We start from the raw sequence: 17325 nt of genomic DNA, 5'->3' as shown, positions 1-17325 counted from the left end.
GCAGCATCAAAGGCTACTCTTGCCAGTTGACCTGCAGGTAGCCTACCGACTTATCATCCCAAACGGTCACCACCGAAGCGACGCGCGTGGGGCCGTCGCTGTTGATTACATTGATGGAGCGCAGATGGTAGTGTAACTGCTTGCCACCGTGCTGGCTGGCCAGTGCCAGCGCGTGCTGCGCGCGGTCGCCGTTCAATGCAACCACAAGGACAGTGGCGCCGGCTAGCGCCAGCAAGACGCCCAGTGCTTGCGGCACCCGCATATTGCGCAGCTTGCGGCCTTCGATAGCGCGTGCCTGCATCAGCGGCGCGCTACCGAGTTCGCGCAATAACCACAGCAGCGCCACCAGCGACAGCACCGTCGGCACCACGGATGTGAGATAGTTGGCCGGGGCTTGCCGTAACTGGACCAGGCTCAGATCAAGCGGCTGCGCAAACACAGTCACCAATGCCAGCACCGCGCCCGGCAGCACCAGCCAACCGACCCAGCGCAGGAATTCGCTGACCGCCAGGCCACCGGACAACAGCAGCACAGCGCTAATCAGCGCACCGTAATTCAGCCCGAAGGTCGTGTCGCCGCTTTGCATGAACTGCCAGACAGCGAGGCCCAGATCAACAGCGCCCAGCACCAGCATGACCAGACCGGCACGACGCAACACCGGGCGATATGACGATGGTGGCGCAACTGGCGCGGACACGGGCGATGGCGATGGCGCCGCCGCCAACTCCGCCAGACGCGCCTCTATCTGCACGACGCGCTCGGGGAAACGGTCTTTATCAATCGTCCGCAGCGCCTGGCGCAATGCGGTGTCGTCATACCTGCTGTAATCGGGCTGAGTCAGAAAAGCTCCTTGCTTAATCAGATGTGGACAGCGCTGCCTGCAATGGCGCAGCGCCCAGACGGAAAGTGCGTTTGATGGTGGCGTCGTCTATATAGCGGCTGTACAGGCCAGCCACATATTGATCGGCGACCATCGTCTTGAGTGCGGTTGCATAACGCAGCCGCACCTCGGGACTGATGTTCTTCTTCGAAACATAAATGCCAGTGAAGCGCGGCGCAGCTTCCGCAATCGGAATGACCGCCACGCTGCCTTTCAGGCGCGGATGCTTCAGATATTTGGCATAGATGGCGGCGGTAGCGACCGTGCCATCGGCACGGCCCATTTCCAGTTTGCCGAATACCGTTTCAAAGTCATTCACCAGCTCCACACGGCCGGCAGTGGCCAGCCGCGCCAGTTGCGTCTCAATCGCTGAATCGTAGACCAGGCCACGCGTGATGTTGAGCCGCCCCGTACCACGCTCGACGAAGTCACTGAGGCTGGCGTAGCTCTGTCCCGCCGCATCCCGCAATATCAAATCATATTGCAGATAGGCGTAAGGCAAATGGCGCGCATAAGCATCGCGTTCCGGCGTGCGGAACGCGCCCATCGCCATGTCGATGCGTCCGGCCTGTAGCTCGACAAACAGGCGCTGGCGTGGATACCAATGGAATTCGAATTTGCAGCCGGAACGCCGCGCCAGTTCATTGACGACGTCCACCGCAATCCCGCTGATACGGCCGTTTTCGCGATACGAGGTGTACCCCAGGTCGCTGAAACCGACGCGTGTCATGGACGGGCAATCGCCGCCCGCCTGCGCCCAAGGCAGGCAGCACCACAAACTGGCCAGCAGAAACAAGCGGTTGCGTCTCATCACGGACTCTTGGCAACTAGTAATGGCGAGTGTATCGCACATTGATGCACTGCGGTAAGAGCGAATCAGGACAGCCAAGCCGGTTTGCAACAGTGTCAAGCAGCCAAGGGGATAGCGGTACACTAGCAGCATGAATCTGACGCCCGCCAAGCAAGCCGAACTCCACCGTGCCCTGGATGATGCGCTAGCGGATCACGCCTTGCTGTCGGCGCCGCCAGGCCTGGAGCCGCTGATCGGCACGCCACCGCTGCCCGTCGCGCACATTGCCGATGGCGAGCTGCACATCGTCCGCCACAAGGACAATGGCTGTGTACAGTTTGTGTTTCCGGCGGCCGGCCCGGCCACGCTGGCGCCGCAAGGCTGGGACTGGATCGTCCAGGCCACGCTGCGGACCGGCGAGCACATGACTCAGTCGATGATCGAAAAGATCGAGGAGCACAACAAGCCCGAGCGCTTGCTGTCACTGCGCCATGGTTACGGCGTCGCCGCCACGCCGGAGGAACTGGCCGCGTCGCGCGGGCACAAGGTACTGCTGCTGGTACACGGCGTGTTCAGCTCTATCGACGGTGCGTTTGCGGACGTCGATCTGCAGCCGCTGCTGGAGCGCTACGAAGGCCGCGTGTTCGGCTACGACCATTGGACCATCGCCAAGACGCCGCAGCGCAACGCCCTGGACTTGCTGTCTCTGCTGCCGCAGGACGTGGCGTGGGAGGTCGACATCCTGTGCCACAGCCGTGGTGGTCTGGTGGTCCGATCACTGCTGACGCAAGCCATGCCCGACATCGTGCAGGCGCGTAGCGGACGCTTCAGCAAAATCGGTACCGTGATGTTCGTGGCGGCGGCCAATCAAGGTTCGCCGCTGGCGTCGCCGGATGAAATTCAACAGTTTCTGAATGCGGCGGCTTTGCTGGCATCCTTCAGCAGCGGCATGGCGCTGGATGTGGTGATCGGTCTGGCGCGCATGGTACTGTCGCTGGGTTTCGGCCGTCCCAGCATACAGGCGCTGGCCAGCGGCTCCGAACTCATCGGCAAACTCGACCACGGCGCCACGCTGCTCACCAGCGCCAACAGCTACTACGCACGCGCCAACTTCGACTATGGCCACTCTGCACTGGAGCGCACAGGCGCCCTGCTCAGTCACGCCCTCATGGACAGCGCCAGCGACCTGATCGTCCCCTACGCCAACGTGCTGCTGCCGCAGGCCACGCCCGACGACGCCCACCTACTCAGCTTTGGCACTGCGGAACAAAAGCAAAACGAGGTCTGGCACACAGAATTCTTTAGCCAGCCCGCCACGCGCGCGTTTCTACTGCAGCATTTACGTTAAGGCGGCAGTGCTCAGGCGGCCGGCTCTACCGGTGCAGATTTACGCCGGCGGCGGGCGTTTTTGGGGTCGGCGATCAGCGGGCGATAGAGTTCGATCCGGTCGTGTTCCCGCACCACGGTGTCCAGCGTTTTTTTCTTGGCGTAGATACCGACCTGTAATTCGCTCAGGTTCAGGCCCGGCACCTCCTGCTGCACGCCGCTCAGGGCGATGGCTTGTTCGATAGTAGTGCCGGGCGGTACCTGCAAGTCGCGCAGGAACTGCAGCCCGTCGCTGGCGTAGCACACCTGTATCGTAAAGGTCTCAGCTGCCATAGACCGTTTCCGCCCGTTTGCAGAAGGAATCCACCATGCTGTTAGCGATCATGCCAAACACCGGCCCCACCAGCTTGGCCAGCAAGGCGCTGGAAAACTCGTAATGCAGGTCCAGGTCGATCTTGCACGCATCTTCGCGCAAGGCCTTGAAGGTCCACACGCCGTCCAGACACTTGAAAGGACCGTCCACCAGCTTCATCTTGATCTCGGTCGGCACGGTATTCTGGTTGGAGGTAGTAAAGCTCTGCTTGACGCCGTGGTAATTGATGCCAACGCTGGCCACCACGGTATCCTCGCTGCGCTCCTTGATCTCCACACCACCGCACCATGGCAAAAACTTCGGATAATCCTCGATCGCAGCGACCAGATCGAACATTTGTTGGGCGCTGTAACCGAGTAAAACTGATTTGTGCACTACTGCCATTGTCTAACCATTTGCTATGATGTTGAATTATTCGCGCTTTTGCGCGCGCAGCAGTAGTTTAACCGATACGAACACATGACCATAGCTGATAACAAAAAAGCCTTTTTTGACTATTTCATTGAAGACCGCTTTGAAGCGGGCATCGTGCTGGAAGGCTGGGAAGTCAAGGCCATCCGCGATAACAAGGTCCAGATCAAGGAAGCCTACGTCACCATCAAGGGCGACGAGCTGTTCCTGTTTGGCGCCCACATCAGCGCCCTGCCGACCGCCTCCACCCACATCACGCCGGACATGGTGCGGACCCGCAAACTGCTGCTGCACCGCGAGCAGATCGACAAACTGATCAGTAAAGTCACGCGCGCCGGCTACACGCTGGTCCCGCTCAACCTGCATTTCAAGGGTGGCCGCGTGAAATGTGAAATCGGCCTGGCCAAGGGCAAAAAGATGCACGACAAACGTGCCACCGAGAAAGATCGCGACGGCAAGCGCGAAGTGGCGCAAGCCATGAAAACCCACCGCCGCTAAAACTGTTGCGCGCCCTGTACAAAACCCGGTCTTGCACCGGGTTTTTTATTGGGTGGAGAATTTCTAATTAGAAACATCCATGCTAAACTGGGAGAACAACGATTTTACATTCGTGGCTTGCGTGTGGCCGCGATCTGGACAGTGTACTTTTGACGACGAGGCAATTATGGCGCTGAAAACTGCAATAGCTCTGGCAGCCGGCATCCTGCTGGCAGGATGTGCGGCGCGCTATACGCCGACGCCGCTGGCCGCCAATTTCCCCACTACCAAGCAAGCCAAGCTGCAGGCGGCGTATCACTGGGGCGTCATTGCCGACAATATCGAGAAACGCGTGGTGGCCGAGCTCAAGAAGAGCCCGTCGCGCCCGGTCTACATCAATGAAGCCAAGGATCCCAACCCATTCCAGCGCGCGCTGGCGGCTCAGCTGACCACCTCCCTGGTCAATGATGGCTACGTGGTCTCGCGGACGCCGGCCGGCTCGCTCAAGGTGGACATGGATGTGCAGGCAGTCACGTTTGCAGTCAACCGTCCGCAATACCGCTATCACGGCGAACTGGCGGCGATCGGCGCCGGCGTCTGGCTGCTCAGCGCAGTGGAAGCGCCAGTGCTGTTCAATGTGGCTGCCGGAGCCGGTGCGGTGGATGGCCATAACTGGATCAACGCCCAGTTCGCGCCGGGCGACACACCTAAAACCGAAATCATCGTTACCGTCTCGGTGTCCGACCAGTACCGCTATCTGGCACGCAACACCTCGGCCTATTATGTGGCCGACAGCGACCGCTTCCTGTACGGCATCGTCGATCCCCAGCCCGAAGAACCTAAACTGACCCGTACCTTCCAGGTACGCGGAGACCTGTAATGCTGAAGACCGTATTGCGCACCGCCGTGCTGGCCACGCCGCTGCTGCTGGCTGCCTGTTCCTCGAATCCGAAACAGGAAGAAGGCAACTACTCGACCATTTCGTCCAACCAGTTCATCAACGCCAACTACAAGGCAGCCGACGCGCTATTGCAGCAGTTGAGCGGCAAGCTGGTGGCCGACAAGCCGCTGATCGTGGCTACCGTGGTCAATATCGACGCGCTTGAACAGACCACCACGCTGGGGCGCCTGGTGTCCGAACAGATTTCCACGCGCATGGCGCAAGGCGGCCTGGCGATGCTGGAGATGAAGCTGCGCAACAGCGTCTACCTGAAACGCAATCAGGGCGAGCTGATGCTGACCCGCGAAATCGGCGAAGTGGCCAACAGCCATAATGCGCAAGCCATCGTGGTGGGGTCGTACGCGGAGACCAGCGACATGGTATTCATCAACATCAAGGTGATCCAGCCCAACACCAACTTCGTGCTGGCTGGCCATGACTACGTGCTGGCCAAGGAAGCCATCATCCGCTCCATGCTGCAGCGGAATTAACTACAACAGCAACGGCAGCACATCCACGGCCGACGCCTCGACCTTCAAGCCGATCAGATCATCCGCCCGGGTTTTGCCCAGGTTGATGGCCGCGATCGGCTTGTTTGCCTGCGCCGCCAGTTTGGCAAAGCGGTAGCCGGAAAACACCATGAGCGAGGAACCGACCACCAGCACCGCATCGGCCTCCTCCGCCCATTGCAATGCTGCCGCCGTGCGCTGCGGCGGGATGTTATCGCCAAAAAAGATCACGTCCGGCTGCAAGGTGCCGCCGCAGGCTGCGCAGTAAGGCAGCTGGAAATCCTGGAATTCATCAAGCTCCACTTCCGCATCGCCGTCGGGGCGCGCTTCCGGCACCACCTCGCCAGCCGGGCCGGTCGGCACCAGTTCCGGGTTCGCCTGCGCCAGCCAGTGCTGGATCTCGGCGCGCGGATGGACAGTGCGGCAATCCAGACACACCACGCCATGGATATTCCCATGCAGCTCAATCAGCTTGTGGCTGCCGGCGCGCTGATGCAGGCCGTCGACGTTTTGCGTGATGACGCTGTGGATGCGGCCCGCCTGCTCCAGCGCCGCCAGCGCATGGTGCGCCACATTCGGCGCAGCGCCGGCCAGCGTCGGATAGCCGGCCATGCTGCGCGCCCAATAACGGCGCCGCACCGCCTCGGACTTGCGGAAATCCGGCCCCTGGATCGGGTTGCGGCCGCGCCGCACGCCGTCCTTGTCACGGTAATCGGGAATGCCGGACGCCGTACTCAGGCCGGCGCCGGTCAGTACCAGCACGCGCTGGTGCTGGTGCAGAAAGGTCTGGAGATGATCGATTTGCTGGTTCAGGTTCATACCCGAATGGTACAACACATCAGAAAGTGACAAATGTCTCTGGCCGCAAGCAGCCTGGTCGAGATAAGATTTGCATGTCTTTTGAGAAATTAAAATTACCAATAATCAATTAACGGGAATCTTGCCATGAACGCCACCAAACTGATCAAATCTTTCGCTGTCGCCGCCCTGCTGGCGGGTGGCGTCGCCCACGCCGCACCGGTAGAACTGCTGACCAACGGCAGCTTTGAGCAGAATGCGCAAGCGGCAGGCACCTGGAACATCTACAGCAACCTGACCGGCTGGACCGGTGGCGCCTATGGCATCGAACTGCGCAACAACGTTGCAGGCACCGCATCGAACGGCGTGAACTTCGTCGAACTGGACACCACCGCCAACAGCTGGATGAGCCAGTCGGTCAACACCGTGCTGGGCAAAGCCTACACGCTGAGCTTCCAGTTCCAGGACCGCGCAGGCGTGCCGACTTCGTCGCAAGGCCTGGAAGTGAGCTGGGGTGGCAATCTCGTCGCCTCGGTCAACAACTCGCTGGGCGGCGGCTGGGAAACCCGCAGCTACACCCTGATCGGCAACGGCAGCCTGGAAGCACTGAAATTCAAAGCCATCGGCACCAGCGACAGCCTGGGCACCTCGCTGGATCACGTTTCGCTGACCACCGCCGTACCGGAACCGGAAACCTACGCCATGCTGCTGGCCGGCCTGGCCCTGGTTGGCTTCACTGCCCGCCGCCGCAAGTAAGGGCTAGCGGCGCAGCAGCGCCTGCGCCTTGGCGATGGCGTCCGGCACATCGGACGCCAGCATCACATCCGGCGTGACGCCCACGCCTTCAATTGCGCGGCCGTTCGGGCGGCTGATCTCTGCGCTGGTCAGCTTCAGTGCCACCTGCGCGGACAACATGCGCAACGTCTGTATCATGCCGCGTCCTGCGGTGCGCACACCAGCAATGCGTGCCCGCCCATGGTCCTGCAAGGCGGCAGCCACCATTTCCGCACCCGACGCAGTCTGCGCATCCACGAGTACCACGAGCGGCAAGGTAAGCACCACTGGCGGCAAGCCGGCAAACGGCGGCTTGCCCGCGCCGTAATATTCGGGATCGGCCAAGGCATCCATCGCGAAATCAGGGCTGTTTCCCTGGGCCTTGAACACCAGTGCCTTGAGCGGCAGGAATGCAGCGGCCACTCCTATCGTCGCCGTGAGTAGCCCGCCCTGGCAGTGACGCAGGTCGAGAATGATGCCGCTGACTTTTGGCGCCGCATCCACCGTACGCAGGGCGCTGGCCAACTGCTCCAGTGTCGCATCCGTGAACTGGCCTGGCGTAATCAACAGCACCTCGCCTGGCAGCCGTTCTGCTTTCAACGCCAGTTGCGCCTTTTGCGCAGGCGCCGCTGTTCGTAATGCCTGCCAGTCCTCGCGCCCCAGATAGGCGGAATCCTTATCCAGCGTCGCCACCATCGCGCGCACGCATACCTCTTCCTTCTGTGACGACGACAAGGCCTGCTTGTCCGGCTGGCTGGCGGCATCCGTGCAAGTCCGCAGCAGGCGCCCGGTATCGACCGGCTTGAAGTAGGTCGAGGCTATGACGCTGGCCGCATCCGCCATCGCGCGCATCGACTCCGGCGTGATCTCTTCACCATGCGCCGGCAACGCCAGCAAGGCAGCAGCAGCGGCCAGCAAGCGCAAGGTCATGGTTGCAAGCGGCCGCGCAAGTCTTCAACGGTGGCCAGCCAGCCGTCGCCATACTCGCTTTCTTCCCACAGCTGGCGCAGCTCGCTCTGCGGCGACACGATGCGCTCCAGTGCGCGAACAGCCTTCTCGGCCAGGTCGGTACGCGGCTTGGCTTTGGCTTTACGCGCGTCCACCCATTCGTCTACCGAAGCACTGTCTTCCGTGCGCGGCCCGCCCTTGCCTTGCAGGCGCGCCAGCACTTCGATGGCGACCAGGGCCTCGGCGGCAAACGGCGCTTCCAGGTAGTCGCCGCTCTCCAGCACGGTGTTCAGCGTGTCCTCGACCGCATCCAGATTGTTCGTCTCGTGCAAATCGTCCGCCCAGTCCTGCGCGTAGTCGTTGCCGAAGGCGTCCACCGCCCAAGTACCCATAATTACTCCTTGATGATTTTGTTTTGTGTCTTCACGACCTGCATGGCCGTGGCGATCAAGCCGCTCATGTCGCCCAGATTGGCCGGAATGATAATCGAATTATTGGTCTTGGCAAGCTGGCCGAAGGCGTTCACGTATTGTTCTGCCACCTTGAGGTTCATCGCCTCGTCGCCGCCAGGCTCGCGCAGTGCCGCACCCACCTGGCGCAGCGCCGACGCATTCGCTTCTGCCAGCGCGACGATGGCGGCGGCCTGGCCCTGTGCGCGGTTGATCGCCGCCTGCTTGTCACCCTCCGAACGCGCAATCTGCGCTTCACGCTCACCGCTGGCAATGTTGATCTGCTCCTGCTTGCGGCCTTCCGACGCCGCGATCAGCGCGCGTTTCTCACGCTCGGCCGTAATCTGCGCCTGCATCGCATGCAGGATTTCCTTCGGCGGCGTCAGGTCCTTGATCTCGTAGCGCAGCACCTTCACGCCCCAGTTGGAGGCCGATTCGTCAATCGCATTCACAATCGCGGTGTTGATGTGCTCACGCTCCTCAAACGTCTTGTCCAGTTCCATGCGGCCGATCACGGAACGCAGCGTGGTTTGCGCCAGCTGGGTAATCGCCGCGATGTAGTTCGATGAGCCATACGAGGCGCGCATGGCGTCGGTGATCTGGAAGTACAGGATGCCGTCCACCTGCAGCTGCGTATTGTCCTTGGTGATGCAAACCTGCGGCGGCACATCGAGCGGAATCTCCTTCAGCACGTGCTTGTAGGCGATGCGGTCGACAAACGGAATCACGATATTGAGGCCAGGCCCCAGCGTGGCGTGATATTTACCGAGCCGCTCCACCACCCACGCGTGCTGCTGCGGCACCACGTTGATGGTCTTGAAAACAAACACTAAAGCCAGAATAAACAGAATGAAGGTGACATTGCCGATGCTGATGTCCATATGGTTCTCCGTTGGTTGATCTTAAGCCGCTACAATCAGGCGGCTGCCGCGAACTTCGCGTATCGTGTACTGCCCCGGCGTCGCGGTGCCGCCAGGCGCAAGTTCTACATCCCACAGCGCGCCGCGATACATCACGCGCGCTGCGCCGTTCTGCCATGCCGGCACATGCACGGTCTGGCCGATATCCAGATTGACGTTGGGGTCGCGCTCGGCCTGCACGCGTTGCTGCTGCCTGCCGTAGCGGCTGCGGCGCAAGGCCACGGTGGCGATTACGCCGACCACGGCGGCAACCAGCAGCTGCACCGCTTCGCCAAAGCCGATCGCCGCCGCCCCAGCGCCGGCCGCCAGGCCTATCGCAATCATCAGCAGGTAAAACGTCCCGCTGAACAGTTCGAGTATGACGGTCAAGCCGGCGCCAGCCAGCCAGTAACTCCAGTCAGCCATGATGGGCTCCTTTCGATGAAACAAAATGCAAAAACCCCCGCGTCCCGGTGTGGGCTGCGAGGGTTTTTACTGCTGAACAAATGGTATTGATAGAGTTTTTTGCTACTAAATTCGATAACTGCAGTCTATACCAATTTCAGCTTACGTCAATGCCTCAATTACTTTTGCAGGGACGCCAGCTTCTGCCAGGTATCGATCACCGAGTCCGGATTCAGCGACATCGATTCGATACCCTGCTCCATCAGCCACGCTGCAAAGTCAGGGTGGTCCGAAGGACCCTGGCCGCAGATGCCGATGTACTTGCCCTGCGCGCGGCAAGCCTGGATCGCCTGCGACAGCAGCGCTTTCACGGCATCGTCACGCTCGTCGAAGTCCGCCGCCAGCAGCGCCATGCCGGAATCGCGGTCCAGGCCCAGGGTCAGCTGGGTCAGGTCGTTGGAACCGATCGAGAAGCCGTCGAAGTGCTCCAGGAAGCGCTCGGCCAGAATCGCGTTGGACGGCACTTCGCACATCATGATCAGACGCAGACCATTTTCGCCGCGTACCAGACCGTTCTTGCCCAGCAGGTCGACTACCTTCTCGGCCTGGCCCAGCGTCCGCACGAACGGCACCATGATCTCGACGTTGGTCAGGCCCATGTCGTTACGCACGCGCTTCATCGCTGCACATTCCATTTCGAATGCGCCGGCGAAATCAGCCGCCAGGTAGCGTGCCGCGCCGCGGAAGCCCAGCATCGGATTTTCTTCATCCGGCTCGTAGCGCGAACCGCCGATCAGCTTCTTGTACTCGTTGGACTTGAAGTCCGACAGACGCACGATCACTGGTTTCGGCCAGAACGCCGCAGCGATGGTGGCAATGCCTTCAGCCAGCTTGTCGACGTAGAAGGCTTTCGGCGAAGCGTGGCCGCGTGCGACCGACTCCACTGCCTTCTTGAGGTCCGCATCAATGTTCGGGTACTCGAGAATCGCTTTCGGGTGAACGCCGATATTGTTATTGATGATGAACTCCAGACGCGCCAGACCCACACCAGCGTTAGGCACGGCCTGGAAGTCAAACGCCAGCTGCGGGTTACCCACGTTCAGCATGATCTTGGTTGGCAGCTTGGGCAGCTCGCCGCGCAAGACTTCCGAAATTTCAGTTTCCAGCAGGCCGTCGTAGATCTTGCCTTCATCGCCTTCAGCGCAGGACACGGTGACGAAGGTGCCGTCTTTCAGCACGTCAGTCGCGTCGCCGCAGCCTACTACCGCAGGCACGCCCAGTTCACGCGCGATGATCGCCGCGTGGCAGGTACGGCCGCCACGGTTGGTGACGATCGCCGATGCGCGCTTCATGACCGGTTCCCAGTTAGGGTCGGTCATGTCGGCCACCAGCACGTCGCCCGGCTGCACGCGTTCCATTTCCGATGGGTCGCTAATCACGCGTACCGGACCGGCGCCAATCTTCTGGCCAATCGCGCGGCCCGAGGCCAGCACGGTGCCCGACGATTTCAGCTTGAAGCGCTGCTGCACGTCGGTCGGTTTCTGCTGCGACTTCACGGTTTCAGGACGCGCCTGCAGGATGTACAGCTTGCCGTCGCGGCCATCTTTGCCCCACTCGATGTCCATAGCACGGCCGTAGTGGTTCTCGATGATGACCGCGTACTTGGCCAGCTCCACCACTTCTTCGTCGTTCAGCGAGTAGCGGTTGCGCAGCTCGACCGGAACGTCGACCGTCTTCACCGAACGGCCAGCCTTGGCTTCGGCCGTGAATTCCATCTTGATCAGTTTCGAACCGATATTGCGGCGGATGACAGGCGACTTGCCCTTTTCCAGCATCGGCTTGTGGACATAGAACTCGTCCGGATTGACCGCGCCCTGCACCACCGTCTCACCCAGGCCATAGCTCGAAGTCACGAACACCACGTCCTTGAAGCCGGATTCGGTATCGATGGTGAACATCACGCCTGCTGCGCCCAGGTCCGAACGCACCATGCGCTGCACACCAGCCGACAACGCCACTTCCGCATGGGTGAAGCCTTTGTGCACGCGGTAGGAAATCGCGCGGTCGTTGTACAGCGAGGCGAAGACGTGTTTCATCGCGTCCAGCACGTTGTCGATGCCGACCACGTTCAGGAAGGTCTCCTGCTGGCCGGCGAACGAAGCGTCCGGCAAATCTTCTGCGGTTGCCGAGGAACGTACGGCAAACGACATTTCGGTCGACGAGTCGGCCACCAGTTGATCGTAGTAGGTCTTGATCTCCTGTTCCAGGCGAGGCTGGAATGGGGTCTCGACGATCCACTGACGGATCTCGGCGCCGGCTTGCGCCAGCGAGCGCACGTCGTCGATGTTCAGATCCGCGAGGCGGTCAGCGATACGGTCGGCCAGCGATTTGCCGCCGTCCACGCTGTGCGACAGGAAGTCACGGAAAGCCTGTGCGGTGGTGGCAAAACCACCAGGCACACGCACGCCGGCACCTGCCAGTTGGCTGATCATTTCGCCCAGGGAGGCGTTCTTGCCGCCGACGGATTCAACATCCGTCATGCGCAAGTGTTCAAATGAGGCAACGTATACCGCGTCGTTACTCTGCTCCTTCAATGCTGCGTTGGACATAATTACACCTTTTTGATGATAGAAATCTTCCAGCGAGGCGCAGACTTGTTTCTTGTTATTCTGTTCGTCGTGCAGCACAATCTAACCATTGGCGATTATTCTACAGCCTGCGGCGAGAATTGACGATTCACAATATAAGATAGCTTCCTCTACATGACACAAGAACAACGACAACCTCTGCCTTCTGCGGCCCGTACCGTATTTTTTGTTTCGGATGGCACCGGCATTACGGCGGAAACCTTTGGTCACTCGGTGCTGACCCAGTTCGAGCTGCGCTTCCGCCAGGTGCGCCTGCCCTTCATCGATACGCTGGACAAGGCGCACGACGCCGTGCGCAAGATTAACGAGGCATTTGCGACCGACGGTCAACGTCCCATCATCTTTTCCACGCTGGTCAAGACGGAGTTGTCCGATATCATTCGTCTATGCAAGGGCATGTATATGGACATGTTCCAGACGTTTGTTGCCCCACTGGAACAAGAACTTGGCGTGCCGTCGACCCACACCATTGGCCGCTCGCACAACATCGTCGACAGCGAGGAATACAAGAACCGCATCGAGGCGATCAACTTCTCGCTGGCGCATGACGATGGCCAGTCGCACAAGAACCTGGCCTCGGCCGACGTGATACTGGTCGGTGTCTCGCGCTCTGGCAAAACGCCAACCAGCCTGTATCTGGCCATGCAGTACGGGATCAAGGCGGCCAACTATCCGCTGATTCCGGACGACTTCGAGCGCGGGAGACTGCCATCGTCGCTGTACGAATTCAAATCCAAGATCTTTGGCCTGACGATTACGCCGGAGCGCCTGAGCGAAATCCGCAATGAACGCCGCGCGGGCAGCAAGTACGCATCGCTGGAAAACTGCCGCTATGAAGTCAACGAGGCGGAACTGATGATGAAGCGCGAAGGCATCCGCTGGCTGTCATCGACCACCAAGTCGATTGAAGAGATCTCGACCACCATCCTGCAAGAGATCAAACCGGACCGGCGCGAATACTGATGCGTTTCGTCGCGCGCCTGCTTGCGGCATCAGCCATGCTGGCAATGGCCGCGCATGGCGTTGCGCGCGCGGAGACTACCGCCTTCGTCCGCATGAACGTCGTGCCGATGGACAGCGAGCGCGTGCTGACCGACCAGACAGTGCTGGTGACCGATGGCCGTATCACCGCCATCGGCGAAGCGCTGCCGGTTCCCGCTGGCGTCAAGGTCGTCGATGGCTACGGCACGCGCTGGCTGTCGCCCGGCCTGGCCGATATGCACACCCACGCTGAAACACGTGGCGACCTGGCCGTGTACCTGGCCAACGGCGTGACCACGCTGCTCAACATGGGCGGTGCGCGCGCCAATCTGGTTGACAGCATCATCCCGGCCGTCGAGCGCGGCGACCTGCCCGGCCCGCACGTATATGCGAGCCTGATGGTGGACGGTACGCCGGACTACAACGGCGTGGTGCTAAAAACGCCCTCACAAGCGCGCGCCGCAGTCGAACTGGCGGCCGCCAATCGCTACGACTTCATCAAGGTCTATGTCGGCCTGTCGCCGGAAGTCTATAGCGCACTCGCCAACACCAGCCGCCAATACGCGCTGCCGCTGGTGGGCCATGGTGTTACGGCCGTGCGGCTGGAGCGGCAACTGGCGCAAGGCCAGGTCATGGTCGCGCATCTGGAGGAATTCTTCTATACCTACTTCACACCGGCCGGCGCGCAGGAGACAGACACGCCCCCGGATGAATCGCGCATTCCGCAAGCCGTGGCGCTGGTCCGCCAGTACAACGCCGCCGTGACGGCAGACCTCATCACCTATAAAACGCTGGCAGACCAGATGAGCCGTCCCGACGCGCTGCGGCGCTACCTGGGCGCGCGCGAGGCGGCGTATGTGTCGTGGACGGATCGGCAGGCATGGCGCCGCACCAGCTACGGCAGCAAGAGCGCGAGGCTGGAAGCCAAGCTGGCGTTTGAACGCAAACTCGCGAAAGCGATGGCGGACAGCGGCGTCGAACTGCTATCCGGCACCGATGCGCCGACGATTCCGGGCCTGACGCCCGGCTTTTCACTGCACGACAATCTGGCGGAGCTGGAACGCTCTCAGTTGAGCCGCTATCAGGCGCTGACTACCGCCACGCGCGCGCCCGGCGCCTTTATCGCGCGCACCAAAGGCGGCGTGCCGTTCGGCCAGATCAAGGTGGGATACCAGGCCGACCTGCTGCTCAGCGAGCAGAACCCGCTCGACGACCTGTCGACGCTGCGCAAACCCGTCGGCGTGATGGCGGCAGGCCGCTGGTACGACCGCAGCGCGCTGGAGATGCTGCTGGTGAAAGTCCGCGAGAGCTACCGCGCGGACTAACGTCAGGCTAAACGCTCGGCGGATCAGTCTCGCGCGCATATACGCGGTGCTGCGCCAGCACCGCCTTGAAGCTGGCCAAGGCCTCTATTGCATCAGCCGCCGCAGCGACAATCACACCGGGATCGGGCACACCATGCGGCAGCGTGTGCGGAATCCGGGCGGCCTTGAACAGCTCCGCACCGTTGCCCAATGCCAGTAGCGGCTTACCATGACGGTATTGCAGTTTGAGGAATTCAAACACCGTGACGTCCCCCACGGCGGGCATAGCATCCGGCACGATCACGCCATCCCACAGCACCGACGGTGCGGTTTCCAGGCTAATCTCGACAACCGGCCCAATGCGCTCGCCGATCAGGCGCGGTACGGCGCCGTCGTCCAGCAGCGAGGCATACAGGCTGCGCGCTTGCGCCAGATCCGTATTGGCGCCGACCAGCAGCGCCACGCGCCGCGTACGGATGCCCATGCTGCCCGGCCGGGCAAACAGGGACAGGCCTGGCGATGGCGGATAGTCGTAGGGTGGCCGGTCGGCCGCTGGCGGCAATGGCGGCGGCACCAGCATGCCCAGCCCTTCCGCCACGCTGGCGACCAGCACCTCATCGATATTGGCCAGCAAAGCCAGCACGCGCTGCCGCACGGCCGATGTCTGCACGCGCGTCAGCTCGAAACGGAATGCAGCGATAATGTGACGCTGTTCCGTCAGACTCTGGCTGATCCAGAATAAGCGCGCCTGCGAATAGTGATCGGCAAACAGCTCCGGCTTGCCACGCACTTTGCTGCCATGCTGCGGCTCAGGGAAGCTGACAAAGCCGCGCGCGCCCGCCTGAAACGGGCAGCCGCCCGCCAGGGAGTTGGGCTCGTAGTTGACGCGTCCGCGGTTGATCGCCTGGCGGTGCAGGCCATCGCGCTGATTATTGTGCATCTGCGCGACCGGAGTGTTGATCGGAATTTCGTGGAAGTTCGCCCCGCCAAGACGGCTGATCTGCGTGTCGATATACGAGTGCAGCCGTCCTTGCAGCAGCGGATCATCGCTGAAGTCCACACCCGGCACCACATGCGCGGCGCAAAACGCCACCTGCTCGGTCTCGGCGAAGAAATTATCCGGGTTACGATTCAAGACCATCTTGCCCACCGTACGCACCGCCACCATCTCTTCCGGCACGATCTTGGTCGGGTCGAGAATATCAAACGGGAACTGCGCCACCTGCTCCTCCGTGAAGATCTGCAGGCCCAGCTCCCACTCCGGAAACTGGCCGCTATCGATGGCCTCCCACAGATCGCGGCGGTGGAAGTCCGGGTCGGCGCCGGTGATGCGTGCTGCCTCGTCCCACACCAGCGAATACGTACCCGCCATCGGCGACCAGTGGAATTTGCAGAATACCGATACGCCTTGCGCGTTCACGAGCCGGAAGGTGTGCACGCCGAAGCCCTGCATCATGCGGTAGCTGCGCGGGATGGCGCGGTCAGAGGTGTGCCACAGCAGCATGTGCGCGATTTCTGGACTCAGCGAAGCAAAGTCCCAGAACGTGTCATGCGCGCTGGCCGCCTGCGGCATGCCGTTGTGCGGTTCGGGTTTGACGGCGTGGATCAGGTCCGGGAACTTCATCGCATCCTGGATGAAGAACACGGGCATATTATTTCCGACCAGGTCCCAGTTGCCTTCATCGGTATAGAACTTGACGGCAAAGCCGCGCACATCGCGCACCGTGTCGGCGGAACCACGCTCGCCGGCCACCGTCGAGAAACGTACAAACACCGGCGTGCGCTTGCCGGCCGCTGCGAACGGCGCGGCGCGTGTGATATCGCTCAGGTCCTCGTAGCTTTCAAAATAGCCATGCGCGGCCGAGCCGCGCGCGTGTACCACCCGTTCCGGGATGCGTTCATGGTCGAAGTGGGTGATCTTTTCGCGCAGGATGAAGTCTTCCATCAGCGTTGGGCCACGCAGTCCCGCTTTCAGCGAGTTCTGATTGTCCGCCACGGGCACGGCCTGGTTGGTGGTCAGCTCGCGCGCGCTATCGTCGACACGAACGCGGTCCAGCGGACGGTTCAGGGCGTTGTCGCCGATGGCCGGCTGGCCGTCGCCAACCTTGGGCGATGCCACGGTTTCAGTGCTGGTGCCGGCGGTGGCCAGCGATGTCGGCGGCGTATGCGTTTCACCCTGGTGCGGCGTGTAAGCGGCTTCGCCATATTCCAGCGCCTTGGTGGCATTGAATGGCATGTCCGCCGCCAGCTTTTCGTCGCCCGTCACTTTTTCGAGCAACTGGCTGGCGATGGGATTCGGCGGTCCAAGCCGCGTGGGATGTGGCGGCACTGACGGTCCGGCCACCGTGCTCAGGATGGACCCGGCGCCATCCTCTGCGCCGCCATTGGTTTTACGTTTAGCCATGTCACACCT

18 protein-coding genes are annotated in these 17325 nt (G+C 61.4%); 7 read left to right on the top strand and 11 right to left on the bottom strand.

Annotated elements, in window-relative coordinates; genetic code table 11:
• Positions 1-13: 13 nt before the first annotated feature.
• Both GTP58_RS06340 and GTP58_RS06335 read right to left on the bottom strand, forming a co-directional pair.
• A complete protein-coding gene (locus tag GTP58_RS06340; protein ID WP_161076695.1) occupies positions 14-802 on the bottom strand; it encodes a hypothetical protein in 789 nt (262 codons plus the stop codon).
• Between the two features lie 52 nt (positions 803-854).
• On the bottom strand, positions 855-1691 hold the full coding sequence (locus tag GTP58_RS06335; protein WP_161076694.1) for an ABC transporter substrate-binding protein: 837 nt from the start codon (positions 1689-1691) through the stop codon (positions 855-857).
• A gap of 130 nt (positions 1692-1821) precedes the next feature.
• Between GTP58_RS06335 and GTP58_RS06330 the strand changes: the two genes are divergently transcribed.
• Positions 1822-3018 carry a hypothetical protein gene (locus tag GTP58_RS06330; protein ID WP_161076693.1) on the top strand — a complete coding sequence of 399 codons (1197 nt, stop codon included), beginning with the start codon at positions 1822-1824 and terminating at the stop codon, positions 3016-3018.
• 11 nt (positions 3019-3029) lie between these two features.
• Here GTP58_RS06330 and GTP58_RS06325 read toward each other — a convergent pair whose 3' ends face one another.
• Both GTP58_RS06325 and GTP58_RS06320 read right to left on the bottom strand, forming a co-directional pair.
• Positions 3030-3329, bottom strand: a complete 300-nt coding sequence (locus GTP58_RS06325) for an RnfH family protein (protein ID WP_161076692.1) — start codon at positions 3327-3329, stop codon at positions 3030-3032.
• Positions 3319-3753, bottom strand: a complete 435-nt coding sequence (locus tag GTP58_RS06320) for a type II toxin-antitoxin system RatA family toxin (RefSeq protein WP_161076691.1) — start codon at positions 3751-3753, stop codon at positions 3319-3321. Before GTP58_RS06320 ends, GTP58_RS06325 begins: the two co-directional genes overlap by 11 nt.
• A gap of 75 nt (positions 3754-3828) precedes the next feature.
• Between GTP58_RS06320 and smpB the strand changes: the two genes are divergently transcribed.
• From smpB to GTP58_RS06305, 3 genes are all read left to right on the top strand, one after another.
• Complete coding sequence (smpB, locus tag GTP58_RS06315; protein ID WP_161076690.1) at positions 3829-4278, top strand: SsrA-binding protein SmpB; 450 nt, start codon at positions 3829-3831, stop codon at positions 4276-4278.
• Positions 4279-4444: 166 nt separating this feature from the next.
• Complete coding sequence (locus tag GTP58_RS06310; protein WP_161076689.1) at positions 4445-5137, top strand: hypothetical protein; 693 nt, start codon at positions 4445-4447, stop codon at positions 5135-5137.
• Entirely contained in the window at positions 5137-5688 is a 552-nt protein-coding gene (locus GTP58_RS06305) for a FlgO family outer membrane protein (protein ID WP_072784483.1), read from the top strand. Before GTP58_RS06310 ends, GTP58_RS06305 begins: the two co-directional genes overlap by 1 nt.
• Here GTP58_RS06305 and GTP58_RS06300 read toward each other — a convergent pair whose 3' ends face one another.
• Positions 5689-6525: an NAD-dependent protein deacetylase gene (locus GTP58_RS06300; RefSeq protein WP_161076688.1), complete on the bottom strand. Its 837-nt coding sequence runs from the start codon at positions 6523-6525 to the stop codon at positions 5689-5691. It abuts the gene before it with no gap.
• A gap of 126 nt (positions 6526-6651) precedes the next feature.
• On the opposite strand from GTP58_RS06300, the gene GTP58_RS06295 reads away from it, so the two are divergent.
• Positions 6652-7260, top strand: coding sequence for a PEP-CTERM sorting domain-containing protein (locus tag GTP58_RS06295; protein ID WP_161076687.1), 609 nt, complete (start codon positions 6652-6654; stop codon positions 7258-7260).
• A gap of 3 nt (positions 7261-7263) precedes the next feature.
• Here GTP58_RS06295 and GTP58_RS06290 read toward each other — a convergent pair whose 3' ends face one another.
• From GTP58_RS06290 to ppsA, 5 genes are all read right to left on the bottom strand, one after another.
• Positions 7264-8208 (bottom strand): S41 family peptidase, encoded by a 945-nt coding sequence (locus GTP58_RS06290; protein WP_161076686.1) that lies wholly within the window; start codon positions 8206-8208, stop codon positions 7264-7266.
• Positions 8205-8618: a DUF4259 domain-containing protein gene (locus GTP58_RS06285; protein WP_161076685.1), complete on the bottom strand. Its 414-nt coding sequence runs from the start codon at positions 8616-8618 to the stop codon at positions 8205-8207. The genes GTP58_RS06290 and GTP58_RS06285 overlap by 4 nt, the downstream gene beginning before the upstream one ends.
• A 2-nt stretch (positions 8619-8620) precedes the next feature.
• Positions 8621-9556: an SPFH domain-containing protein gene (locus tag GTP58_RS06280; RefSeq protein ID WP_072784476.1), complete on the bottom strand. Its 936-nt coding sequence runs from the start codon at positions 9554-9556 to the stop codon at positions 8621-8623.
• 21 nt (positions 9557-9577) lie between these two features.
• Positions 9578-10000, bottom strand: coding sequence for an NfeD family protein (locus GTP58_RS06275; RefSeq protein ID WP_072784474.1), 423 nt, complete (start codon positions 9998-10000; stop codon positions 9578-9580).
• A gap of 158 nt (positions 10001-10158) precedes the next feature.
• A complete protein-coding gene (ppsA, locus tag GTP58_RS06270; RefSeq protein ID WP_161076684.1) occupies positions 10159-12588 on the bottom strand; it encodes a phosphoenolpyruvate synthase in 2430 nt (809 codons plus the stop codon).
• Positions 12589-12741: 153 nt separating this feature from the next.
• Here ppsA and GTP58_RS06265 point away from each other — a divergent pair, with 153 nt between their 5' ends.
• On the top strand, positions 12742-13590 hold the full coding sequence (locus GTP58_RS06265; RefSeq protein ID WP_072784472.1) for a pyruvate, water dikinase regulatory protein: 849 nt from the start codon (positions 12742-12744) through the stop codon (positions 13588-13590).
• Positions 13590-14933, top strand: coding sequence for an amidohydrolase family protein (locus GTP58_RS06260; RefSeq protein ID WP_161076683.1), 1344 nt, complete (start codon positions 13590-13592; stop codon positions 14931-14933). Before GTP58_RS06265 ends, GTP58_RS06260 begins: the two co-directional genes overlap by 1 nt.
• Positions 14934-14940: 7 nt before the next feature.
• Here the strand turns inward: GTP58_RS06260 and GTP58_RS06255 are convergent, their stop codons facing one another.
• Positions 14941-17316 (bottom strand): catalase, encoded by a 2376-nt coding sequence (locus GTP58_RS06255; protein ID WP_161076682.1) that lies wholly within the window; start codon positions 17314-17316, stop codon positions 14941-14943.
• Positions 17317-17325 lie beyond the last annotated feature (9 nt).

It is taken from the genome of Duganella sp. CY15W (genome assembly GCF_009857555.1).
Taxonomy (GTDB): Bacteria; Pseudomonadota; Gammaproteobacteria; order Burkholderiales; family Burkholderiaceae_D; genus Rugamonas; species Rugamonas sacchari.
The sequence above is the reverse complement of the archived record's forward strand: the minus strand, read 5'-3'. Positions and strand labels throughout refer to the sequence as shown.